This window comes from Acinetobacter sp. 1000160 (assembly GCF_000588715.1).
In the GTDB taxonomy this organism is placed as follows: domain Bacteria; phylum Pseudomonadota; class Gammaproteobacteria; order Pseudomonadales; family Moraxellaceae; genus Acinetobacter; species Acinetobacter courvalinii.
This window is the reverse complement of sequence record NZ_JFWP02000001.1, coordinates 114,116-138,059: the sequence shown is the minus strand read 5'-3', so window position 1 is coordinate 138,059 and position 23,944 is coordinate 114,116. Positions and strand designations below refer to the sequence as shown.

At 40.7% G+C, this 23,944-nt stretch carries 27 protein-coding genes and 1 pseudogene; 8 read left to right on the top strand and 20 right to left on the bottom strand.

Annotation, left to right across the window (positions count from 1 at the left end):
- Positions 1–9: 9 nt before the first annotated feature.
- The 4 genes from J699_RS19440 to J699_RS17620 all read left to right on the top strand — a co-directional run bounded on the left by J699_RS19440 (position 10) and on the right by J699_RS17620 (position 1,924).
- On the top strand, positions 10–180 hold the full coding sequence (locus tag J699_RS19440; protein ID WP_165569266.1) for a hypothetical protein: 171 nt from the start codon (positions 10–12) through the stop codon (positions 178–180).
- Positions 181–400: 220 nt separating this feature from the next.
- Positions 401–526, top strand: a complete 126-nt coding sequence (locus J699_RS19880; protein ID WP_005285396.1) for a hypothetical protein — start codon at positions 401–403, stop codon at positions 524–526.
- Positions 527–668: 142 nt separating this feature from the next.
- Positions 669–1,463: an alpha/beta fold hydrolase gene (locus tag J699_RS17615; RefSeq protein ID WP_032869010.1), complete on the top strand. Its 795-nt coding sequence runs from the start codon at positions 669–671 to the stop codon at positions 1,461–1,463.
- Positions 1,464–1,663: 200 nt separating this feature from the next.
- Positions 1,664–1,924, top strand: a complete 261-nt coding sequence (locus J699_RS17620) for a hypothetical protein (RefSeq protein WP_032869009.1) — start codon at positions 1,664–1,666, stop codon at positions 1,922–1,924.
- Positions 1,925–1,970: 46 nt separating this feature from the next.
- On the opposite strand, the gene J699_RS17625 is transcribed toward J699_RS17620, so the two are convergent.
- On the bottom strand, positions 1,971–2,438 hold the full coding sequence (locus tag J699_RS17625) for a BLUF domain-containing protein (protein ID WP_032869008.1): 468 nt from the start codon (positions 2,436–2,438) through the stop codon (positions 1,971–1,973).
- A 39-nt stretch (positions 2,439–2,477) separates the two neighbouring features.
- Positions 2,478–2,927: a BLUF domain-containing protein gene (locus tag J699_RS17630; RefSeq protein ID WP_005285387.1), complete on the bottom strand. Its 450-nt coding sequence runs from the start codon at positions 2,925–2,927 to the stop codon at positions 2,478–2,480.
- Positions 2,928–3,474: 547 nt separating this feature from the next.
- Here J699_RS17630 and J699_RS19710 point away from each other — a divergent pair.
- Positions 3,475–3,810: a hypothetical protein gene (locus J699_RS19710; protein ID WP_032869228.1), complete on the top strand. Its 336-nt coding sequence runs from the start codon at positions 3,475–3,477 to the stop codon at positions 3,808–3,810.
- A gap of 221 nt (positions 3,811–4,031) precedes the next feature.
- Here the strand turns inward: J699_RS19710 and arsH are convergent.
- From arsH to J699_RS0218295, 4 genes and pseudogenes are all read right to left on the bottom strand, one after another.
- Positions 4,032–4,736, bottom strand: a pseudogene (gene arsH, locus J699_RS17635) (arsenical resistance protein ArsH).
- A gap of 11 nt (positions 4,737–4,747) precedes the next feature.
- Positions 4,748–5,785 (bottom strand): ACR3 family arsenite efflux transporter, encoded by a 1,038-nt coding sequence (arsB, locus tag J699_RS17640; protein WP_032882666.1) that lies wholly within the window; start codon positions 5,783–5,785, stop codon positions 4,748–4,750.
- Between the two features lie 7 nt (positions 5,786–5,792).
- On the bottom strand, positions 5,793–6,266 hold the full coding sequence (locus tag J699_RS17645) for an arsenate reductase ArsC (RefSeq protein ID WP_032869006.1): 474 nt from the start codon (positions 6,264–6,266) through the stop codon (positions 5,793–5,795).
- Between the two features lie 5 nt (positions 6,267–6,271).
- Positions 6,272–6,595, bottom strand: a complete 324-nt coding sequence (locus J699_RS0218295) for an ArsR/SmtB family transcription factor (RefSeq protein WP_032869005.1) — start codon at positions 6,593–6,595, stop codon at positions 6,272–6,274.
- 295 nt (positions 6,596–6,890) lie between these two features.
- Between J699_RS0218295 and J699_RS17650 the strand changes: the two genes are divergently transcribed.
- The 3 genes from J699_RS17650 to J699_RS17660 all read left to right on the top strand — a co-directional run bounded on the left by J699_RS17650 (position 6,891) and on the right by J699_RS17660 (position 9,055).
- The gene (locus tag J699_RS17650) at positions 6,891–7,148 is read left to right on the top strand and encodes a PAAR domain-containing protein (RefSeq protein ID WP_032869004.1); all 258 of its coding nucleotides are present in this window, start codon (positions 6,891–6,893) and stop codon (positions 7,146–7,148) included.
- A gap of 315 nt (positions 7,149–7,463) precedes the next feature.
- The gene (locus tag J699_RS17655; protein WP_032869003.1) at positions 7,464–8,624 is read left to right on the top strand and encodes an iron-containing alcohol dehydrogenase; all 1,161 of its coding nucleotides are present in this window, start codon (positions 7,464–7,466) and stop codon (positions 8,622–8,624) included.
- Positions 8,621–9,055, top strand: a complete 435-nt coding sequence (locus tag J699_RS17660; RefSeq protein ID WP_032869001.1) for an acyl-CoA thioesterase — start codon at positions 8,621–8,623, stop codon at positions 9,053–9,055. The genes J699_RS17655 and J699_RS17660 overlap by 4 nt, the downstream gene beginning before the upstream one ends.
- Positions 9,056–9,131: 76 nt before the next feature.
- Here J699_RS17660 and J699_RS17665 read toward each other — a convergent pair whose 3' ends face one another.
- From J699_RS17665 to J699_RS17730, 14 genes are all read right to left on the bottom strand, one after another.
- Complete coding sequence (locus J699_RS17665) at positions 9,132–9,710, bottom strand: TerD family protein (protein WP_032869000.1); 579 nt, start codon at positions 9,708–9,710, stop codon at positions 9,132–9,134.
- A gap of 32 nt (positions 9,711–9,742) precedes the next feature.
- Positions 9,743–10,462, bottom strand: coding sequence for a TIGR00266 family protein (locus tag J699_RS17670; RefSeq protein WP_032868998.1), 720 nt, complete (start codon positions 10,460–10,462; stop codon positions 9,743–9,745).
- A 12-nt stretch (positions 10,463–10,474) separates the two neighbouring features.
- The gene (locus J699_RS17675) at positions 10,475–11,770 is read right to left on the bottom strand and encodes a VWA domain-containing protein (RefSeq protein WP_032868996.1); all 1,296 of its coding nucleotides are present in this window, start codon (positions 11,768–11,770) and stop codon (positions 10,475–10,477) included.
- 79 nt (positions 11,771–11,849) lie between these two features.
- Positions 11,850–12,425 (bottom strand): TerD family protein, encoded by a 576-nt coding sequence (locus J699_RS17680; RefSeq protein WP_032868995.1) that lies wholly within the window; start codon positions 12,423–12,425, stop codon positions 11,850–11,852.
- A gap of 87 nt (positions 12,426–12,512) precedes the next feature.
- The gene (locus J699_RS17685; protein ID WP_032868994.1) at positions 12,513–13,583 is read right to left on the bottom strand and encodes a DUF475 domain-containing protein; all 1,071 of its coding nucleotides are present in this window, start codon (positions 13,581–13,583) and stop codon (positions 12,513–12,515) included.
- 59 nt (positions 13,584–13,642) lie between these two features.
- On the bottom strand, positions 13,643–14,221 hold the full coding sequence (locus J699_RS17690) for a TerD family protein (RefSeq protein ID WP_032868993.1): 579 nt from the start codon (positions 14,219–14,221) through the stop codon (positions 13,643–13,645).
- 103 nt (positions 14,222–14,324) lie between these two features.
- Entirely contained in the window at positions 14,325–15,524 is a 1,200-nt protein-coding gene (locus tag J699_RS17695) for a TerD family protein (protein ID WP_032868991.1), read from the bottom strand.
- A 23-nt stretch (positions 15,525–15,547) separates the two neighbouring features.
- Positions 15,548–16,429, bottom strand: coding sequence for an HpcH/HpaI aldolase/citrate lyase family protein (locus J699_RS17700; RefSeq protein WP_032868990.1), 882 nt, complete (start codon positions 16,427–16,429; stop codon positions 15,548–15,550).
- 4 nt (positions 16,430–16,433) lie between these two features.
- Positions 16,434–17,585: a cysteine protease StiP gene (stiP, locus tag J699_RS17705; RefSeq protein WP_032868989.1), complete on the bottom strand. Its 1,152-nt coding sequence runs from the start codon at positions 17,583–17,585 to the stop codon at positions 16,434–16,436.
- Positions 17,569–18,390 carry an HAD hydrolase family protein gene (locus J699_RS17710; RefSeq protein WP_032868988.1) on the bottom strand — a complete coding sequence of 274 codons (822 nt, stop codon included), beginning with the start codon at positions 18,388–18,390 and terminating at the stop codon, positions 17,569–17,571. The genes stiP and J699_RS17710 overlap by 17 nt, the downstream gene beginning before the upstream one ends.
- The gene (locus tag J699_RS17715; protein WP_032868987.1) at positions 18,383–19,522 is read right to left on the bottom strand and encodes a phosphoribosyltransferase domain-containing protein; all 1,140 of its coding nucleotides are present in this window, start codon (positions 19,520–19,522) and stop codon (positions 18,383–18,385) included. Before J699_RS17715 ends, J699_RS17710 begins: the two co-directional genes overlap by 8 nt.
- Positions 19,523–19,564: 42 nt before the next feature.
- Entirely contained in the window at positions 19,565–20,617 is a 1,053-nt protein-coding gene (locus J699_RS17720) for an ATP-grasp domain-containing protein (RefSeq protein WP_079281805.1), read from the bottom strand.
- Positions 20,614–22,143 carry a helix-hairpin-helix domain-containing protein gene (locus tag J699_RS17725; protein ID WP_032868985.1) on the bottom strand — a complete coding sequence of 510 codons (1,530 nt, stop codon included), beginning with the start codon at positions 22,141–22,143 and terminating at the stop codon, positions 20,614–20,616. Before J699_RS17725 ends, J699_RS17720 begins: the two co-directional genes overlap by 4 nt.
- Positions 22,136–23,944: a PP2C family serine/threonine-protein phosphatase gene (locus J699_RS17730; RefSeq protein ID WP_032882664.1), complete on the bottom strand. Its 1,809-nt coding sequence runs from the start codon at positions 23,942–23,944 to the stop codon at positions 22,136–22,138. The genes J699_RS17725 and J699_RS17730 overlap by 8 nt, the downstream gene beginning before the upstream one ends.

The following is a 23,944-nucleotide window of genomic DNA, read 5'->3' as shown; positions in this document are numbered from 1 at the left end:
ATAACAGAGATGTCAGCATTTTTAATTATTATTGGATTTATTCTGGCTTTGTCCGGAATGATCTTTGGACCGCATCTATTTGCTAAGCACATAACAAATATCCAGGAAGCCAAAGCCATCAGCTTTTTATGTATGCTGCCCAGCGTATTGAGCTTGGCAATTGGTTTCTATCTGAGATAAGTACTAAAAATGTCCTGCTCTTGCATTTATAAGATTAAAGTTGAAGTAAAGCCCTGACTAAATCATTAAATATACATACAGGTCTGTATACAAACCCAATCATCAATTACCATAAAATGTAACAATACAATTTCATTTTAATTGCAATATATATCACATGATTTATACCTTTTTATAAATCTGATTATTACTTTAAAAATCTAAACTTGAGGGTTTTCCCATGAAAAAGATACTGCTTACATTCACTACATTACTGGCAATTTCTACTGGTGCAATGGCAACTGATCTCAGTCCGAAGCATGACACGATTCGCGGCGGTGGTTGTGGCTTTAGCTGTGGCCACTAACATTTAAAATTAATATACAACCTCAGCACAGCCAGTAAAGGCCCTCATTAGAGGGCTTTTACCACTCGTCAAAATCAAAAAAGACAATCAAAGTATAAGTTTCATTTATTTATATATGATCTAGCCACCAAGAGAATTAACCATGCCAAAGCTGATACACAATGGCCAATCGTTATACTATACAGATTCAGGCCGCGGTCCGATCACCCTGATATTTTCCCACGGTTTATTGATGGACAATGAAATGTTCAATCAGCAGATTGAATTCTTTAAAGAGAAATATCGTTGTATAACTTGGGATGAAAGAGCGCATGGTCAAACAGCCAGTGATTCAATTGAAGCATTCAATTACTATGATTCGGCAGATGATCTGGTTGCTATTCTGGATGAATTAAATATACAGAAAGCCATCCTTGTTGGCATGAGCCAGGGCGGCTATCTTTCACTGCGCTGTGCTTTAAAGCATCGTAATCGGGTAAGTGCTCTGGTGTTGATAGATACACAGGCCCAGTTAGAAGACCCTGAAAAATTAATGAATTACAAACCTTTGTTTGAGCAGTGGATTGATCATGGCCTGACACAAGATATCGCTGACTTTATCGCCCGTGTCATACTCGGAGCAGATGCACCTGAAAGATTTGTATGGCAGGAAAAGTGGAAAAGCTGGCAACCGCATAATTTAGCCGCTGCCTTTAATGCGCTGCTAGATCGCAAAGATATTTCTGAAGATATTGCAAAGCTTAAGCTGCCTGCAATTGTTATTCATGGAGAAAACGATATCGCAATTGGGCTAGACCGCGCTAAAGATATGGCTTTACGCTTAAATTCAGAACTGGCCGTGATTCGGGAAGCTGGGCATGCAGCGAATCTGACCCATGCCGAACAGGTCAATCAGGTCATAGATAATTTCCTTAACACCCTCACTCAGGATTCATGATCAGTAGAGTTAAAAATCAAATGTCTGACTACACACTAGCAATGATGAATCTTGATCTGATGTATTGAAGTATGTGCAGCATAAAATAGTGTGTAGCATTAACTTTTATTAGATTAACTTTACATTCTGAAATGTGAGCAGCCGTTTGAATTGTATAAAATACAAACTAATCAGCTCAGCTATTGTTAAAGGTGTTATTTTTGAAGATTAAAGCCGTTGTTCTTCAGGACGAAGAATTAAAATTACATAAACTCCGGAAAGTTCAAGATTCAGTTTATGATGCTGCCAAAAAAAGCAAAGTCTCAACCTGGCTATGGATTTATGCTGAAACGGCAGAATTTTTCAATTTCCATATCTGGGAAGAGTTGGACAATGCTTATCTCAATAAAGTCATTCATTATAAAAACAAGTTTTATAAAGTAATTGAAATCGACCCGACAGATAAGATCCGTTATTCTTGAACCCTCTATCTGATCGGAAACTTTCCGGCTTTTAATAAAAATCACTTCAAAGATAAGGATGAATACCGCGCTGGTTTAGTCCTGCTCTTTTACGAATATAACTTTGATTTTCATACAGAAGTGCTTCTAGCATGCCCTGCACATTTTGCTCATTCAGCACTGAAGGTATGAATTCTTCACAGCCTAAACCATGAAAGAAAATATCAACCTTTGAGCTTTTTTGAACATACTTCATCGACCAGTTCTTAAAGCTGTACCTCCTAATTTTTTTGATTTCAAATTCAACAATATCCTGATGTCTTGGATCTCTTTTGATGCTTTCAAATAGAGGTAAAACAATAAAATCTTCCCCTTCCAGACATTGGAAATATGCATTATTTGCATAATACAGTACGCCAAACACCAGATTTTTTGCATTAAAGTCTCTGGCTCTGGTCAGGATATTACTGAGATCATCAATCAAATCGTCAGCCAGACCTTGTCGTGAACTTGCATAGCACAATTGAATTTTCATGTTTTTCTTACCTATTGCATGCTATGAATCAATTGACTTTTAATCATTTAGCTCAAAGGCATAGGGTTCGGTTGCATATTCGGCAGCAAGAAGCGTTATGAATGAAGATATTGAGTCTGTGGTCAGTAAAAATGGATTAAAATCGTCTCTATGATGTTCCAGGAAAAAATCACTCAATCTTTTATTGATGGGTGCAAATTTCATATTCCAGTGCTTAAATAGTCCGAAATCGCAGTTTTGATAAAATAAAATTTCGCAGTTTTTATGGCGATCATCTTTTAAAATTTTCTGATAAAAAAGTTCATCTACTTTACTTTTACGCCCCTCCAAGCATTGAACAAAATATCCATGGCCATAGTAAAGAACACCCGTAATATCATTACGAGAATTAAAATCAACTGCTGTATCAAGAATTGTTAATAAATCCTGTTTCAGGTCAGGATAGATATTTGTCGCCTTACTTGCATATAAAACTCTAACGAATTCCATCTGGGACGTGCTCACATCTAAAAAATTAAAGGGAGATAGACAAATAATTCACTTAAATGAGGGAGTTATAGTGTTTTATGTCCACGTATACAAAGCTTAATAACCACCATACAGGCTTTTGTTTTTTAATGCTATTTTTATTTTTTCCAGCTTTCTGTATGTCATCTACCAGCCTTCTGTTAAAAAATATTAATCGATTTTTTTTAGAAATTTATCGATTAAAAATAAAAAATTGATTTCACTATGAATTAATGAATATTTGCTGAAACATTATGGTTATTTTTTAATCAAATGTACGATATTTCTCATAATCATGTACGCCAAAGCTTATACCGATCCATTTTCCAATCCCTATAATTTTCTCATACACCGGCATTTCGATAATCCATTATTTTTATTGAGTTTAAGATAATAGCCATGATCATTTTAAACGATAAAAACCCATATAAAGGCTTACTTTAAATAATGGTGTAGACCCACTCCCTACCTTTGAGATGAGGCCCTTAAAGGTAGGGATTTTCTTATGATCAGTAATAGAGGTAAAACGATGAATATAATCAAGAATTTTTTTATTTTTGCTGTTTCGGTAATCGTTATTTCTGTATTGATCATCTTGTTTGATAAAATCGGAATGAATAAAAACTTCAATCTGTTATTTTCATCCGTTCTATATTCAGTTTTTATTACCCTATATTTTAAGCATATTGCCATCAGTTTATTATGCGTGTTTGCATATTACTCGCTATTATTCCTACTGACTGATTCATTAGAAGTTTTTTGGATGCTTTTAACTTCACTCTCGACATGCATTTTAATTGAATTTGTAATGCCAAAACTCAAGAAAGATGTCCTCATATCGTTTTATAAGATCAATAGCTTATAAATTTATCCACATATCAATTACGATCCCATCCATCCTACGGGATTAGCTAAAGATGGACAAAGTCCTGCTACTTCATAGCCAATAGAAGTGATGTATGCATACAGATAAATTAAATAAAAATCCATGCAGATGGGATAAATTGTTGAACATCAATAATTAAAATCAAAACGCTCTTATAAGATTGAAAAGAGCGTTTAAATAATTAATTTGAAGTTATCAACTTATAGCGCGCGCTGATTCACCCTTTGTGAAAGCTGTTCAGCAGATTCCTTTCTCTCTGAATAACGATTTGTGAGGTACTGACTTTGTCCACGCGTAAGTAACGTAAATTTATAGAGTTCCTCCATCACATCCACAATGCGGTCGTAGTAAGAAGAAGCTTTCATACGTCCATCCTCTTCAAATTCCAAAAATGCTTTAGGAATCGAAGATTGGTTTGGAATCGTAATCATGCGCATCCAGCGCCCCAAAATATGCATCTGATTCACGCTATTAAACGACTGAGACCCTCCACTGACTTGCATCAATGCCAACGTTTTGCCTTGAGTTGCACGAATCGAACCGCCAGCAAGCGGAATCCAGTCAATTTGTGATTTAAAAATTGAGCTCATAGAACCATGCCGTTCAGGTGAACACCACACCATACCTTCTGACCAAGCCAATAGCTCATGTAACTCTTTAACCTTTGGATGCTCAGTGTCCGCATCTTCAGGTAAAGGCAAGCCTTTAGGATGAAAGATTTCTACTTCAGCACCAAACTGCTCCAGAATCCGTCCTGCTTCCAACACCGCTAATCGGCTGTATGAACGTTCGCGGTTAGATCCATACAACAGCAAAATACGTGGTGGATGATCAAGCTTTTTAGCTTGTACATTTTCTAAAGTAGGTTAATCAAGAAGATTCATATCTACATTTGGGAGAGTCATAAAAATTACACCTATTCTTTAAAAAACTTTTTTCTAAGCCACAAAGACACACTGACTAAAGCAATCAAAACAGGCACTTCAACCAATGGACCAATCACTGTGGTAAAAGCAACTGGCGAAGCTAAGCCAAAGGTTGCAATCGCTACTGCCAGCGCCAACTCAAAATTATTCCCTGTGGCCGTAAAAGAAATTGCTGTGGTTTTAGCATAGTCATTCCCCATCCCCCTGCTCATAAAAAAGCTGATAAAAAACATCATCACAAAGTAGATTGTGAGCGGGATCGCAATACGAATGACATCTAAAGGCAGACTCACAACTTCCCCACCTTTCAAGCTAAACATCGCCACAATCGTAAACAATAAAGCCAATAAACTCAGTGGACTGATTTTAGGCAAAAAGACATTTTGGTACCAATCTAAGCCCTTAGCTCGAACCATAGTCAATCGTGTTATAAAGCCAAGGAAAAAAGGGGTACCTAGATAAACCAGTACCGCATGGGTGACTGTCCAGAAATCAACATTGATCACTTGCCCTGCCACACCAAAAAAAGGTGGTAACAACGTCAAGAACAACCAAGCATATGTACTAAAAAATAAAATCTGGAAGAGACTATTAAAAGCGACCAAGGCAGCAACGTATTGATGATCACCACAGGCCAAACCGTTCCATACCAGAACCATGGCGATACAGCGTGCCAATCCAATAAGAATTAAGCCGGTCATATATTCAGGATAACTATGCAAAAAAATGACAGCCAATAAAAACATTAAAACAGGTGCAATCACCCAGTTTTGCACTAAGGAAAGTGTCAATGTTTTCTTGTCTTTAAAGACCTGTGGTAGAGCCGCATAGTCCACTTTGGCCAAAGGTGGATACATCATCAGAATTAACCCTATTGCAATCGGGATATTGACTGAATCCACACTCATTTGATCCAAAGTAACGGAAGCTTGTGGGAACAACCCACCTATCGCAATCCCTAAGGCCATGGCAATGAAAATCCATAGCGTAAGATTGCGATCTAAAAATGATAATCTGGGTTGAGCCATGAGCTTCTCATTCAATATCTGAGATGTGATTGATTGCGGAAATCAATTCAGGGCGTGTCATATTTACTGTGTCCAGTGCGAATAAAGCATCTAAACGACGATTGATATGATCCACAGTCACTTGGAATGCTTTTAGCTTTTGTTCTTTCGGTAAATCCAAATGTGAAGGATCAGCTAGGCCCCAATGAGCTTTGATTGCCCCCTCCAAATAAAGCGGACAAGCTTCCTGTGCTGCTGCGTCGCAAACTGTGATGACCACATCAGCTTGATATTGCTCACAGTCATCTACGGTTTTACTCCACAATCCCTGTGTGGAAATCCCCATATTCTCAAGCGTTTCGATTGTTAGGGGATGAACTTGTCCGGATGGTTTACTGCCAGCACTAAATGCCTTCCAGCCATCAGCTGCGCGGTGGTTAAATAAAACTTCTGAAAGGATACTTCTGCAACTGTTACCGGTACATAGGAATAAAAATTTCATTGTGTTTACTCACATTGAATTAACTGAGTCGAATTAACGTTTGCATTTATTATTTTCTCGTCATCCTGATTCGCAATAACGCTTAGAACAGACAGTGCCCATTCAGGCAGATCCGGATTTAAGCTGTAATACACCCACTGCCCTTTTCTTTCGTCTAGTAATATGGAAAGGTTTCTTAATAGGGCTAAGTGTCGAGAAATTTTCGGTTGACTCAGTTCAAGTTGTTCTGTGAGTTCACAGACACAAATACTGTTTTTAGCGACAACTAACCTCAAAATATCCAAGCGGGTTTGATCTGAAAGACATTTAAAAAAATCAGTTTGATTCATTTTCAAGCTCAATACATACTTTCATATAAATATACGCATATCCATATATACAAACAACTCATTTAAGCTAAATATTTTGCTTTCATAAAATGCCCACTGCTTAACATTAATTTTTTAAATTTATCTTCTTTTAAAAAGTTAAATGATTAAATCTCAGCTATTTACCCGATTACAGTCTATCAACCTCAAACCTACTCGCATCAGAATGTTCTAGACTGGCTGGTCAATAGACAGAACTGTCTATACTTATTTGATAATATGCCGTGGAAAATTGCTACTGTGAGTAAAGTTTATTATGCCAACGCGATATATCGTTGTAGGGTGTCCTACAACTGGTGGCGGTAAAGTCATCACAGGCAATCAAAACTTTTCAATCAATGGCCAAGCGATTGCCTGTATTGGCGATGAGGCAACCTGCCCCAAACACAGTTGTGTATCTATCATTATTACAGGTGACGCCACAACTCAGCTTGGTGGTCGATCGGTTGCTCGTATTCATGACTCACTCTCTTGCGGTTGTAAATTGCTACAGCTTGAAAATGCCTCATCTTGATGTAAAGGCGCTGATACCTCTCTCAATTTCACGACCAAGCAAGATCCTGAACAAGATGCGCTTATCACTCTCATTTATCGAATAGACTACTCTTTATTCGAACCAGTCAGTTTCTCAGTCACAAAAATCTTAAAAATAAATATTTTTCAATTATTTAAAACCCTAAATTTATAGAATACATTCCTTATTCGGGAAGACAGGTAGCGTTTAAAATTACACTGTTCAAACGCATCTTATGTTAATTTATTGGAGCAATGACCTAAAGTCACATTATAAAAAATGATGTATGTATGATGAAAAAATAAGGATGTATGTATGAACCCGTTTCAATTTCAAACCGTTCCCAACATCATTGCGGGGCTAGGTTCGATACAAGAACTTAAAAATATTTTAACCCAACACAACTATCATAACGCCCTGATCGTGACCGATGCCGGCATGATTCAGCATCAGTTGCATCAACCTATTCTTGAGATTTTAAAAGAAATTGATCTGGCACATCTCATCTATTCAGATATTCAGGCCGATCCCCCTGAACATATTGTTCTGGAAGCCGTGGATTTTGCCAAACAGGAAAAGATCGATGTCATCATAGGTTTTGGTGGCGGTAGTTCCATGGATGTGGCCAAGATCATCGCTTTGCTTGCACATCCAGCGCAGCAACAGCAGCTGAGTGAAATCTATGGCGTGAACCAGGCAAAAGCACCGCGCTTACCTCTTATCTTGATTCCAACCACGGCAGGTACCGGTTCAGAAGTGACTCCTATCTCGATTGTTACCACAGGAGCCACTACCAAAATGGGCGTGGTTTCTTCGATTCTCTATGCCGATGTTGCCATTTTAGATGCTACTTTCACACAAGGACTCCCTGCCCATATCACGGCGGCAACGGGTATCGATGCCATGGTGCATGCGATTGAAGCGTATACCTCGAATATTAAGAAAAACTTTTATGCCGATATGCTGGCGAAGAATGCACTCAAATTACTGAATCAGAATCTGGCAAAAGTCCTCAAGAATGGTGCCGATCTGGAAGCACGCCAGAATATGCTGCTAGGTTCAATGCTGGCAGGTCAGGCTTTTGCCAATGCACCCGTTGGCGCAGTGCATGCGCTTGCTTATCCATTAGGTGGACATTTTCATCTTTCGCATGGGCATACCAATGCGTTGGTTCTGGTAGAAGTGTTAAAATTCAATGCGCCCAAAGCCAAACAGCATTATGCCGAGCTCATGCAACTTCTGGACCCACGCAGTACGGGATGTACCGATGGCTTATGTGACCTGTTTATTGATCATATGCAAAACCATCTGGATCAAAGTGGCCTGACTCTGAAATTAAAAGATCTGGATGTTCCAGAGGCCAAACTGGTCCAATTGGCGAAAGATGCCATGCTACAAACCCGCCTCTTGCAAAATAATCCAAGAGAAATGACCGAACAAGATGCTTTACAGATTTATCAGGCGATCTACGCATGAGTAAACCCGTTTTAAAAACACGAAAACAATTTAAATTCTTTTTTCCGATCCAGACCCGTTGGGCTGATAATGATATCTATGGTCACGTCAATAATGTCACTTACTATAGTTATTTCGATACCGCTGCCAATTCATTGCTGATTCAAAAAACCGGATTTGATATTCACAACAGTGAAATTATTGGTCTGGTGGTAGATTCGGCTTGTAGCTTTTTACAGGAACTGTCATTTCCGGAAATGATTGAAGTGGGTGTGGCGATTGGCAAAATTGGCAATTCATCACTTCGCTATGAGCTGGCGATTTTTAAACAAGGTCAGCCGCAAGCAGCGGCACAAGGTCATTTTGTGCATGTCTTCGTTGATCGTAAAAATCGAAAAAGTACCGCCATTCCAGAGAAAATGCGGGAAGTTTTAAAGCACTATGTATTTTAATTTCAGATCGTAGAAATAAGCATGCCTCAACATCGTTCAAAACAATGTTGAGGCATGCCCTGATCAATCTAAATCATTAGATATGTGGTAAAGCATAAGGCACGATATCCTGGAAAGTACGACCATGTACATTTTCACCAATCGCATGCATTTTCCATGCATCGTTATGGCGATAAATTTTGGCAATGATCAAGCCTGTATGGGCACCTTGTGAAGATAGTTTATAACTGGCAATTTCCTGATTGTTTGATTGATCAACCAAACGGCAGAATGCATTTTCAACTTTCTCGAAGGTCTGGCCACGGAAGCTACTTACGGTAAATACTAAAGATTTTACTTGTGCAGGAATCTGGTTGAGGTTAACACGAATCACCTCATCATCGCCCTCACCATCGCCAGTCAGATTGTCACCTGAATGTTGGATACTGCCATCTTTACTTCGTAACTGACCAAAATAAACCACATCTACGACTTGTTTATTATCATCAAACAAAATTACAGAAGCATCAAGGTCAATATCTCCGCCACCACCAAAACCGAAAAAGCCTTTGCTTTTTGCAACGTCCCATCCCACACCTAAAAAGATCTGTTGTAAGCTGCTGCCATCAGCTTTTTGCAAACTGATTTTCTGACCTTTTTCTAAATTGATTCCCATACTTTTTACTCCTCTGGATAAAATGATTGTTTTTAATTGGATTGACTACGGTTTAAGTTTAACTTTGATGTTAACCACTGCAGGAAATTATTGCGATTTCGAGAACAAATCACCACTTTACCCTGACCTGAGAAACGTAACACCATGCCTTCGCCACTGGTCACGCTATTGACCAAATTGCCAAGAAAACCGCTATTTTGTGAGGTGGATACAGATAAATTATAATTTAGACGCGCATCCCAACAAACCACATGGCCATTATCAATAATGACTTCTTTGTTTGGTTCAACTTCTAGTTCAAACAAGGTGCCACAGCCAGAGACCACCACTTGGCCTTGCCCGCTGGTTTCCATTACTAGAAAACCGCCTGTATTACCAAAAAATGCACCGCCAATACTACTGTTTAAACGCGCTTTGACTTCAACTGAATCATGCGCTGCTACGAAAGCACCATCGCTGAGTACATACTGAGTCGCTCCCACATCCAGAATCTGCATATCGCCATCCAACGCTGCCGATAACAGACAGTCGCCATCACCGCGTACTGCTTCAATATGTTGCTGAAACAACGATTCATCATTGGCGAAACGACGTAATAAGGATTGCATCAAACCACCCTGCAAACGTCCTTTTAACTCCAGAGGAGCTTCCATCATCACCATGGCATTACTTTCGCAATAGATTTTGTCGCCACGACGCATGGATACATGCAGGAACGGTTCGGGTGAACCGACTAAGCTAAACTGTGCCATTGTTTGTTCCTTTTAATTTCTAACAATCTGATGTTGCTTCGCAGCCTTTAACCAATCAGGAAATTCTTGTAATAACAATTCATATAGACGTTCATCTGAAACACTATCAATCCGATCCAGACTAAAGAAATTACAGTTATCGACAATCCGTCCCGACATTTCATCTAGTTTTTCTAACGCACCGTAGTCTCGTCCACCAATGCCGACAAATTGCCAGAAAATTGGGAGTTTGGCCGCTTGCGATAATATTTTCTGCATTTGTCGACGGCTACCCACGCCACCATCTGAAATGAATAAAACATAGGTCGGGATTTGATCTTTGAATTTCTGGAAATAGTTAATCACAGCTTCAATCGCTGGAATCTCCTCATTATAACGAGCCCCAACTTGCCAGTTCTTCCAACCGCGTTGGGTGGTATTAATGAAATCATTGACATTGTTAAGAGTAACATCATCCAGTTGTGTCGTCTTAGCGGCAAAAGCCCAGCATTCGAAACTGCCATCGTCATCAAAATGAATAGCCAGTGGCATTAAGCGATTTACCACCTTTTGTACATCGCCACGGCGATATTGGCCATCCATTGATCCAGAGGCATCCAAGACCAGCGCAACACGTGCAGTCACGCCCAGCAAGTTTTTCTTTTCCAACTGAACCAGTGACTTTTTGGTCAGATCGATAATGGAAGCATTGCCCGTTTTTTCAGCTTTTTGTAAAGATAATTTTTTCTTTAAATCTATATTCGATTGCGGGTCTGCTGGTGCAGTCTGTGTTGCTGGCTCTTCAGCAACTTCTCCACCAAAATGTTGAATTAAAGCAGCAAGTCCGGCATTAAAACCTTGCCCGATTGCAGCCAAACGCCAAATACCGTCTTTTCGATAAATCTCGATCAGCATGGTGGCACGTTCTTGATCAAAGAATCCGCCATCTAACTTCAGTTCAGCAATCGGCTGTAACTGCAAGTTAAGAATTTGAATCGTGGCTTGCTGTAATTGCGACATGACATTCTGGCCATCAATTGCAGCGGTCAAAACCAAATGTTGAATACTTGCAGGTAATTTTGCAGAATCAACTAAAAAGCGACTGCATTTATTTTGGTTTTCAATCAGCCTAACAGCTTGACATGGCGTTTCAGGCTGATTGTAAAAGGTCATATATCGCTCATCACTTAAACGATACTGCGGATCAAGTCCAAAGCTGGCGATATCTAAATCAAAAGCTGCTTGGTATTGAATCTGGATATAAAAAGAGGATTGCCCCTGTAAAACATCAGTTAGTTTTATTTTTTGTCCGCGAACTAAATTCAACATATTAAGGAATAACCTATTTTTATCATTTATAAATATCGAAAAAGAAGATAGTGCCTAAACACTATCTTCCACAGGCATCTTAAACAGAAACACCATAAGAAGCCGCTAATGGCCCTAAGCCACCAGCAAAACCTTGACCGATTGCGCGGAATTTCCACTCGCTACCGTGTTTATAAAGTTCGCCAAAGATCATTGCAGTTTCAGTGCTGCTGTCTTCAGACAAGTCATAACGTGCAATTTCAGTACCACCCGCATCGTTAATTACACGAATGTAGGCATTCGCAACTTGTCCAAAGTTTTGGTTACGGGTTTGCCCCTCGTAAATCGTAACCGCAAAGATCACTTTTGCAACGTCAGCAGGAACTTTGCTTAAATCGATACTTAGGGTTTCGTCATCACCATCGCCTTCACCTGTACGGTTATCACCATTGTGAACCACAGAACCATCAGATGACTTTAAGTTATTAAAGAAAATAAAGTCATTATCGGCACGAACCTTACCACTTTCATTGACTAAGAATGCAATTGCATCTAAGTCAAATGCAGCACCATCAGTCACGCGTGGATTCCAACCTAAACCAACAGTTGTTTTGGTAATACCAGGCGCTTCTTTAGTTAAGCTAACGTTACCACCTTTGGTTAAACTAATTGCCATTTGAGTTTCTCCTTATTAAATTTCAACTCATTGTTTATTTCATTTAGATCATGGATATCATATAAATGATGTATCCATGCATTTTTATCAAGCTTGTGTTTGTTGTTTACTGTAAGCGATCGAAGACAATACAGCCCAAATGATAAATGCAATACCAATCAAGCCTGTGACCACTTCAGGCACATGACCACCTGTTCCGGTATAAAGCATAATTGCTGCCAAAGCACCAATCGCATAATGTGCGCCATGCTCTAGATAGATAAAAGCCTCCAATGTGCCTTTCTCAACCAGATAAATCGTCATCGAACGTACAAACATTGCCCCAATTGCCAGACCTAACATAATCACAACCACATCACTTGTAATCGCAAACGCACCAATCACGCCATCAAAACTAAACGAAGCATCTAATACTTCGAGATAGAGGAAACCACCAATACCAGCCTTTATGATATTAGTTGAAGCACCAGAAGCCTGTTTTTCGTCAGCTTCATCCTCTTCACTGCTACCCTCAAGTAAATGACCCAGCACTTGCACGCCGATATAGACCACAATGCCCCAGATCCCAGCGACAATTACGATTAGCTTTTGCTGCTCAGGAACAAATGCAGCCATGATCAATAAAGCAATCAGTGCTACGAATACTGACATGGCAGGAATATTGGCAAGATTGGATAAATGTGTTTCCAGCCAATGGAACCAGTGAGTATCTTTACCGTCATCAAACAAGAAGTTTAAGAACACTAAAAGTAAGAACATTCCACCAAAGGCTGCAATTTCAGCATGGTGAGCAAGTAACTTTTCTGAATAGGTTTTTGGATCATTCAGTGCCAGTTTTGCCACTTCAATCATGCCCATGTCAGCAGTTACGCCAACAATCAAAAGTGGGAAGATCAAACGCATACCAAATACAGCAACTAAAATCCCGACAGTAAGGAATAGTTTTTTCCAGAACTCATCCCAGTTTCTGAGTACTGATGCATTCACAACAGCATTATCGAAAGACAAGGAAACTTCCATAACTGCCAGTACAGTCGTAATCACCAATACTTTGAGCATCATCGAGAAACCAGCATTCGGGCCATGCGTAAAGCCCCACCATGCCGATAACCCGAGACAGATTACGGTAAAAATAATTGAGAAACGAAAGTGTTTCATTTTTTTCCTTTTTTAAACAGCATGAAGCTATTCATCATTTATATGTTGAAATGAGAACCTTAGCCGACCTGAATACCATATTGTTGGCACATTGCAGCAAGCCCACCAGAATAGCCCTGACCAACAGCTTTAAATTTCCACTCACCATTGTGTCGATAGACCTCGCCAAACACCATGGCTGTCTCAGTTGAATAATCTTCTGCCAAATCAAAACGAACCACTTCTACATTGGTGTCTTGATTTACGACACGAATAAAGGCATTGGCAATCTGTCCAAAATTCTGACCACGTGTTTGCGCATCATGAATCGTCACGGTAATCGCAATTTTTTCAATTTCAGCAGAAACTCTTGACAGATCAACCAATAAGGTTTCATCATCGCCATCACCTTGACCCGAACGGTTATCACCTGTGTGCTCTACAGAACCATCTTGAGATTTCAGTTGGTTATAGAAAATAAAGTCATGATCACCACGTACTTTACCTGTTGCGGTTAATAAGAATGCACTCGCATCCAAGTCAAATGCTGCGCCATCAGTTGCACGTTCATCCCAGCCCAATCCAATTAAAATGCGAACTAAATTTGGATCTGTCTTGCTTAGGGATAAATTTCCACCTTTATTTAAACTAATTGCCATTTTGTTTTTTCTCCTCGTTTGAACACTTAAAATTCAATAGTTTCAATGATGTCTACTTAGGTATCAAAATTGTTGTTATCTAATCTATACTCAAATATCAACTTTATTTACTGCCTGCAACCCAGCGTAGACCAAAGCCAAAGGCTTGATCCAATTCACGATGGCCAGGCACATAACGCACATGACGTTGTACTTGAATACTGCCGCCTTGATTCACCAACTCAACAATGCCACACATTCCCAAAGGTTGTCCTTCGGTCAAGCGGATTTCAATCGGTGGCTGATCGGGAACATAAATCGTGACCACGGCATCAGTTTCAGCCCAGTTCGGCACGCCTTCATAAATAAAGGCAAATAACACCACACGGCGAATCTGCTGCCAATGTTGGCCATTAATTCTGAGCCACTCACCTTCTTTTAATGCACCAGTACGGTCATCGGCAGAAAGCTGGATAAAGGGAAAATCATTAAAATCACCAAATTTCCCTCCTAAGGCCTGAATCACCGACTTGCTACCATCTTGCATCTCGAATAGGCAACCTAAGTCCAAATCAATACCTTGATTCTGGTTAAGCAATTTTTTAAAGAAACCACCTGATTGTGCCGGTTGAGTCCGCTGATTCCAGTTGAGATTAATTTTAATCTCACCAAAACCTTGAGCCTGTTTCTGTAAATTAATCTGGCTGTTGCGTTTGTCTAGGGTAATTTTGCTTAAATTAATTTTAGGCTGAGGGGCTGGTGCAGGTACAGGTTGAGGTACAGGCTCAGGCATCGTAGCTTGATCACTAACTTCTACCCCAAAATGTTCAGCTAGCGGTTGTAAACCACCATTAAAGCCTTGATTAACGAAGCGGAATTTCCACTGGTCTTTATGACGATAAACTTCGGCCAAAATCAGTGCTTTTTCAGTCTTTTCAGCACTTTTTACCGTTGCTGTAGCCGTGAGCTGTCCATGTTCCCATAATTCAATTTGAATATCTTGAATCGCATTAATTGCACCTTGTCCATCAATCGTTGCACACATTGCAAGTTTGCTGATATCCGCATCAAACAATTGTGTGTTCAGATTAAATTGCGCGATATACGGTGCTTTTGTTGTCGCCTCAACCAATTCTACACTACGGTTCGGTGTCTGCTTTTGCCCATAAAAGATCATGTCTGCATCACCACGAACCTTCGCCTGAGCATTCAAGACATAAGCGGTGACATCTAAACCAATATGAGCGGCTAACGTGGTTTTAATTTTCACTTGGCACTGTGACTGGCTTAATGCCAGATTGGCCCCTGTAATCAGTTGTTGCATCGATTACTCCTATATTTTTGATTTTATACTTTTAGACCAAACACTCTTGCCCGTTCTAAAATCCTTTCCGCCCAACGACGATGGGTTGCGGGTTCAAGCATACTGCCATGACAGGCAAATACCGCCTTGCTGCCATCGAGTAAAATACCTTGCGCTTGTTTTAACTCGATTTCATTGACCTGATAAGCCTGATGTACAATCGAGATCTGTGCAGGATGAATCACGGTTTTACCCGATAAACCATGCTGTAAATCCAGATATAATTCATCCTGCAACAATTTCACCTGACTAAAATGCTCACACACAGGCGCGCTCAGTGCAAAACCATAAGGTAAAAACTGACCTGCCAGATTCGCAATGAGTGTGCCGACTGGAGTTTGATATAAGGTCATATCAGTTGGGCGACGCAAAGCCAAACAATTCAATAAGTCATTCCCTCCGACCCGAAGTACCAATACGTTATGGAATTCTGGCAAGGCTTGTCTCAGCTCTTTCATTTGCCCCATATCAAAACTATCAGCAGTTTCAAGCGTAGGCATATAATGAAGATCTGGCGGAAGAACGCTAAGCCATTGCTTAAAACTGGCTAAGCCGAACTTAGGTAAGACCATTCCATCTAGGGCCGTAATTTCATTCCATTCGGCCAACTCCGCGGCCATTGCAATATGACGTGGTCGGATAAAAACTCTCGGATGGTGTTCAAGGCGCTGTTGCTGCTGAATTTGCTGTAATAGCTGTTTGAGATTTTGTTTGGCAAATTCTATTTCCGGCTCAGTAATGGCATCTTCTAGACAAATCACCAAGGAACGTAGCTCTGGATATTTTTCACCCTTCACCACAGCCCATAAATCTGGACGTGTGGCAGGCATATATAATGTTGCCCCTAAAGATAATGCAGATAACATAAAATTATCCTTTCCCCAATTTTTGAATCAATGTAATCGCTCTATACGGCGCAATTTGATCACCCACCACTTGTACTGGCGTGTCTGTGATTTGAGTTAAATGACGTAATAAGCGGGTATCTACATCATCGGCATCGCGAAGTAACACCAGATCAGGCACCCGTCTTAAAATTGCTCGGGTTGCTTCAGCAATACTCGGTTTTATCCGATTAATATTTTGAATGTCGTATTCTTGGGCCAGTTTCTGTACCACCTGCTGGCTTTGATCTTGTTGTGCCTGTTGTTGTGTTTCCGCCCAGACTGCATTAGGTTGTGGATTAAGCTGTGTGCGAATCTGGTTAATTCGCTGAATAAACTGTTGTGAAATATCAAATTCTTTTAAATGGCTATATTCGATACAACGATGCCATTGATCGATATTCTCGGCAGTGATTTCCTCGGCACTCAAGGTTTCGCCTTCACAAATACTGCGGGAAATAAGACCTGAAATAGTCGAACCCAAAATACCAGATGGAATCAGCCAGTCCTCACCACTGGCCGCCAACCATGCACAACCAGCAATATCAGATAACACCACCAACGGTAAAGGTCGACTTGCAAAACGAGCATCATTGCCTAGACTACGCTGTAATTCCTGACGAATTGCGCCTTTACCCGTCCAACCATCCACAAATACAATCGATTCGTGTCCATGTTTAGCAATAATGGTTTCCAATGCCGCAAAATCGATGCCACGATCTCGAATAATGCTGATGCCATAATGTACACAGTCACAGCCTAAATCCTGTATTGCATGATAAAGCAGTACACCTAAGGGTACGCCTGCACGTACAAAGCTCACCAATACAATTGGCTCCTTGAATTGTGCAATCAAGCTTTGTGCCAATTGCTGAACTTCTTGGGCCAAACGCAGTTGCCCTTGCTGCATGGCCTGTTCAAACAACTGTAAATGACGTTCGGTCGGTGCACTCTCCAAACTGATCATTTGCGAATAATGCTTCTCGCCAGATTGAATCAGGCGTTCTTTTTCGATGGTATCGGTTGGTTCAATATGCGTCCTTTTAAGTAAAAAAGTCACTTGTTCCGATTGGTAACTACCGCTAAACCCTTGTTTTAAAATTAATTCATTTGCTTTATCTTTATTGATAATCGCCATAATATCCTTCTTGTTTATATTGCTGCGTCAAATTATGTTTTACCCAACGATTCAATTGACTGTGGTTTGGCATGCCCCACCAATGACAAAGATTTAAAAACTCTACATCGGACAGACTATCGCCAAAACCGAGAATCGGGCGTTGTTGAGACGCAAACTGTTGCAATAAAAAACGAGCTGCATTGGCTTTACTTACCGGTTCTGGAATCAAAGCCAAATTATTGCCATTTAAATGAAAATAGAACCCATCCAATACATCTGGGCTTAAGCTATTTAATAGTTCTGGTAAGAAATTCGGTGCATAAGGATTATCATTTTCGGTATTTTGCTTGGCCACCACGTATAAGCCCAAACCTTGCTCTTCGACCACCCAAGTACGGATAGAACCAAAATGGGTTGCCTGTTGTTGTACCACCTCAATCAAAGCCTGTTGTCGTGCTTGATAAGGGGCCAATGCATGTTGCATCTGTGCATGCCAATCCAGATTTACACTGAAATCTGCATTCAGTACGGTGCCGCCATGAGAGCAGACTGCCCCATACTGAAAAGGTAAGTGTACCCGAGATAATGCTTCGGCACTTCGTGCCGTGACAGGAATCAGATGAGTACTATGCAACAACCACTGCACAAAATGCTGCTGAATTGGGTTCATATACGCCAATGCTTGTCCCTGTTTGTCCGTGGTGACCATTTTAAAGTCAGCTTGGGGAACAATACGGCGATGGGTCTGGAATAGAGTATCATCCAGATCAACCAGCATCAGTGGCGTTGCAATATTTTGCGCGTCAAATAAGAAATTAGTCATTTGCACTACACAGATTAAAAGTTTGATGTGGAAATTCTACTGCGCTGATGACTTCAGCATTTGGAATTGCGTCTAATAGGCTATTGGCAACTGAATCAGCACAGGTTTCCACTGTAATCAAGATTCGGTCATACTCTAATGGATTGATATTGTAAACAAAGTTCTGAATCCCCAAGCCATAGTTATCTGAAAAAGCCAAAGCAGACTGAATTGCATGGCCTACGGCGATCGGTGAGCGAGTGATTGCACTAAATTTTACCTCTGCGCCCTGACGTTGCAAATCTTCAGCCAATAAGAATGAAGACCAGACATATTCACCACTTCCCAACACTAAAATCCGTTGCTGAGGTTCGACCTTCAAACGAATATAGGCAGACGTATCCTGAATCGGTAACCGTCCCCAAGTCGGTTCAGACAAGGTTGCATACTCACCAAATGCCACGGTATCAACTTTGGGCATGTTGATCTGTGGCGGATTTTCGGCATCCTGCCACTGCCATTTACCTGTCATCAATGCCACGGACTGACAATGTAATCCAGCAATATGAATACCTGATGACCAATCTGCCAATGTGGCCGTCACAATATGGGAAATTTGATCAAAACCAGCTGCCTGTAATGCAGACACTAAATTGATGAAAGTTTTTCCTGTAGAAGCTTCATCATCAACCAATACAATACTTTTGCTGGCTAAAATTTTCTTTTGGATATCAGTATCAGGAGATCCATACAGCAATTGATCTTGCGCATGGCTATGTTCTTCTAAAAAGCGCGCCAATAACGGTGCACCTTCAACCGGATGACGCGTCGTGGTGACATAAAATGCATCTGGATAGCGTTCTTGCAGGACTTGATGTACACCTGCACCTAAACCCACCGCAGTTTCTGCCATCCCAATCACCAAGATTGGCTCTGGTAAATCGCTCGGGACCAGTTGGGCTAAATCAGTAAACGCATGACGCATCACCTGAGGGCTAACCGGAATATGTCTTCCCAAGACTTTTGAAACAAATAAAAAAGCTCTTTTCGGATTTATTCGCTCAGCAAAACCGAGTAAATCCTGCCATTTCCAATGGCTATTTTCATCGGGCTGTAAATCCAATTTACCGCGTTGTAATTCAATCTCAATCATATAATTCTTAAATCTAGGTTAAAATAATATACATAATGGTCTTTATATTACACAAATACTCTGACTTATGCTGCGTACAGTAATCGAACTTTGCATCTTTTCAGGTTGATAATTGAGCTTTAAAGCTTGAGCAATCGCCAAATGTACCAAATTCATACCGCTCATAAAGGTATGTGCAATGCCACCTGACGGCCGAGAGTTGACCTCCAAAATATACAACTGCTGTTGATCATTATATCGAGCTTGCATATTCACTAGCCCATCACAACCAAATAATGCAGCCACCTGATAGGCCAACTCAATCGCAGGATCTTCGAATGTCAAACTCTGACAACCATTGTTTTGTTTATAACGCGCAATCGCACCCTGCACCTGACCATGTATGCACAACATATCCACTGAGCACTCTAGTCCAGCAAGAAATGGCATGACCAAATACACAGGAGGGTGTTCTAACTGGCGATAACTCTCAATAAAACTTACAGGATTTGCCTTGAATCTCATGCTATTGGCAAAAACATCAAAAGCATCCGCATGAGGATCTAAATGCCAAAATCCTGAAGCAAAAACTCCTTTGGCAGGCTTGACGCACACATCACCTTTTTGCAGCCAGTCATGATATGCATCCTGTAATTGTTCGGCATTTTCAACAATGGTTGCCGGTGCAACCGCTAAGCCGTGAGTCACACAGATTTGAGTGAACAGGGATTTGTCATTCAGTTGCTCGATCTGCTCAACCGTATCACAGCCCGCCATCAGTCGAATACCCAATTGCTCGAAGCGATGTTTTTGAGCCAGATACATTGCAGCATGATGCCCAGCGATGATCAATTTGACGTTTAAGCGTTGTGCTTGCTGTAAAACCCACTCGACTCGCTCTGACAAAGGTGGTTCTTGTAAAGCAATATCGGCAACAGACGTAATTTCAGGACGATCGTCTGCATGTGATGCCACCACATGAATTCGGGTATCAAAAGGCGCGGTTTTTGCTGCCAAAATTAAATCACGTTGACAAGAATGTGCTTGGGTAAACCAAATCCCGATTGAGTTTTCTGCAATGCCAACCTGAGTAGGATCATTCACTAGTTGTGTCATACACATTCCACCATTTGTACCACCACTAAGCGGCCTCCATCCTGACGCGAAAGTAAAATTTGTTTTCCATCCAGCAATTCGATTTTTTCGCCAATTGGAATCATTGTTTTGGTTGCTACATCCATGAGGTCGGGCAGATTTTCATTGACTAGCCACCACTGATTTTGGTGAAAAATAAAGTAGCCAACACGTTTAGTTTGCTCTGGGGTTAGACGCTCGTTCGGCGCAATCAGATTATTGGCATGCCACAAGTAAAGCGATTGCCCGGTCCAGACCATTAAACGGTGGTTATCGGGTCTAAAGCTGCCTTCTCGACGTGCCGAATAGAGGTTCAATACAGGTAGCTTGCCTTTAAAGGCTGTGCCACAAAATGGACATACCGGTTTTGTTGTATTATCAAATACATACCATTTTTGTCCGCAATCACTATTTAAGCATGGTTGAATCAAATCCACCGTTTTAACTAAAGCCGTTTCCCAATCATTGGCTGAAGGTCGTTGTTGTGGCTGGTGCAAACCCGTTACAAAGCTTTGTAAAAACAGTTCTTTTAAATAAGGACCTGTCACGGTGAATGGAATTTTTTCTGGATCGGCCCACGGTAAAGCACTTGGACGTACCTGACTGACTTTTACCCGATTACTTAAATCAGTTGGATGCTCAATGAATAAGGCATTTTCACCCATTGCCAGATTTTCATCGCGCTGCGGATCATTCACATCATGGACTTTACCACCACGCAACGGATGCCGATACAGCAAATACATATAGATCAATACCGCCAAGGCATGGCGATCAGTCATGATATTCGGGAGACTTCGCTGCGGATCATCCTTTTTAAAGTAATTGGTTTTCACCACTTCAGGCGCAATGAAATCAGGCGTCCCCACCACATCCGGTGGGTATTTGCCTGGCACAACCAAACCATCAACATCAATTACACAAGCACGTCCAGTTACTGGGTCAATCAAAATATTCTTATAGGATAAATCTGAATGTGCCAAACCAGCTGCATGCATACGGCGCACAGCACGGGCAATCAAAATACAAATACGCAGATAATTCGACCAATTGCCTTTTTCTTTTTCATCTAAAAACCGATTTTGGTTATTGGCACTGGCAAACCATTTCCCTTCTTTTTCCTTACCTTTAATATCTAAAAAGTCATTATTTTTAGAACCATATTCAAAGAAAAACTGTTTTTGGTATGTTGGGGCTGTAATACCCAATAAACCATTATATTCAATCAAACCATCGGGCCAGCAAAAGACATTTTTCCAGTAATCCCCACCTGCACTGTTGAAAATACCTTGCCATTTATTGCCGACAATTTCTTTTAAGCGGTCCTTCTGTCTTTCCAGCTCAGCATGCGACTGATAAAAATGGTTTTTTTCTTTGCTAAAAAAACATACCACATAAGATTTATCCGGTGAAAAATAGACATCTTTCATTGCTCCTGAGCCAATGACTTCATCAACGAATGCGACTGGCCGACCATCTAAAGTTTGACATTGGATAATCTTAGTCATGGACAACATCCTCCACATCCGTAATCACAGGCTTATTCCATAAAATCGCCAAAGTACGATCATCATGATGTCCTGCACTAAAGAACTTTGACCATTCCAATAAAGCCTGATCTGGATGCAGTTGCTGTAACTGTGGTTCAATTTCTTGCCATAATGCTTGCCATTTTTCATGATTCGCGAGTCCAGCATCCGTTTCAAAGCGTGGATCGGAAATACCATCTGTCATTAAAATCACAGCTTCACAATCATCGTAATAGCCAATATTGACGCGACTAGCAAACTGCTGTGCAAAACTGCGATCTAAGAAACGTGTCTGTCCAGCAAACTCTCCACCATCAGGTTTGCCCATTAAACGCACTTTATCTTTGGCATATACAGCAATCGCACCGTCACCGATCCAGAAAGTACTGATAAAGGTTTTTTGCTCGCATTGTTTAACCACAGCCACCAACAAAGTCGTAGCATAGGCCTTAGCTGCAACCTGCTTTAAATTGGCTTCCTGCTCAATGGTCTCAATCGCCACTTGGGCTGTTTTATAGAAGGTATCGTGAAAATCTTTATAAATCTGCTGTGCAACAGATTTGGTCATTTCATCGTCACTGCCAACTTGCCATTGCAGCAACAAAGAATCCAAATGCGGATGATGCTGTTCAAGGTAATCTGTCAGCGTTTTGGCTACACTTTGCACCGCAAGTAAAGAACCTTGTCGAGAGTAACTAGCACTGCCAGCGCCATCTGCAACGATCAACACTGACCAATCAGTCTCTGCAACACGTGCAATTAAAAAATCATCATCACGGAAAGTACCAGCGTGCTCATGTGAGCGTCCGCGCTGGCTACAGGCAGCAAGGTTAAAATGCTCAGTCTGAATCAGTTGGTGGTCACTATGTGCTTTCTGATAAGGTTCATTGATATCGGGTTCATTGACCTGCCATAAACTACGCGGATCAGCGGTAATAATAAAGGTCACCTCACCGGAAGACCATGCTTGTACGGCTTCGTTGTTTTTATACTGAAAGGCCAGTTTAAACTCACCTGCTTGCAACGGAATACCCTGTAATTGTTGGGCTTGATCATCAAATACGATGCCCAAGTCTTCTGGAATCTTGATTGATTCAGAACAAATCAGCACGTCTTCTTTGACCGGATATTGCATTTGAATACGCGCTTGATAGTCTTGCCCAACACGTGCATTGGGTATCTGAAAATGAGGCATTTTTTTCACCATTTTCACCTCATGATTTGGTTTTCCTGAGGCATTATTGTGATTGTGGTCGGTATTATTTGAGCCGTTATCTGTAGTTAAACTAAGTAACAATGACGTTGTCATAAGTGGTGTAGCGACAAAGCTATTATTTATAAAAGATAGCTCGTTTTCTGGCTCAACAGGAGGAGACAAGTAAAGCTCGTCTAGAAAATCAAGCTGATCAATTGACTCCAATGCATCAGTCTCATTGTTTGGATTCTGCATCATTTGCGTATGATCGAATAGCGGTTGGCTTGATTCAGCGCTATTGATATTTTCAGCGTTAGAGATGTAAATCGGTAAGCGGCCCTGCTCCAGAATGCAACGTAATAAAGAATGCTGAAATGCTGCTGACTGTTCTAATTGAAACCCCATCAGCGTATAAATTTGTTCAGCCAAATCATAGTAGGCATTATAAATTTTTTTACTATTCAGCAATTGATCAATAGAATCACCATCCAGTAATAGAGGGGTCTGTTGAGTTTGATCTTGTAGTAACTGCTTCAATGTTTTCAATAAAGCAGTCTGAATTTCAGGAACTAAAGTTTGCGACAT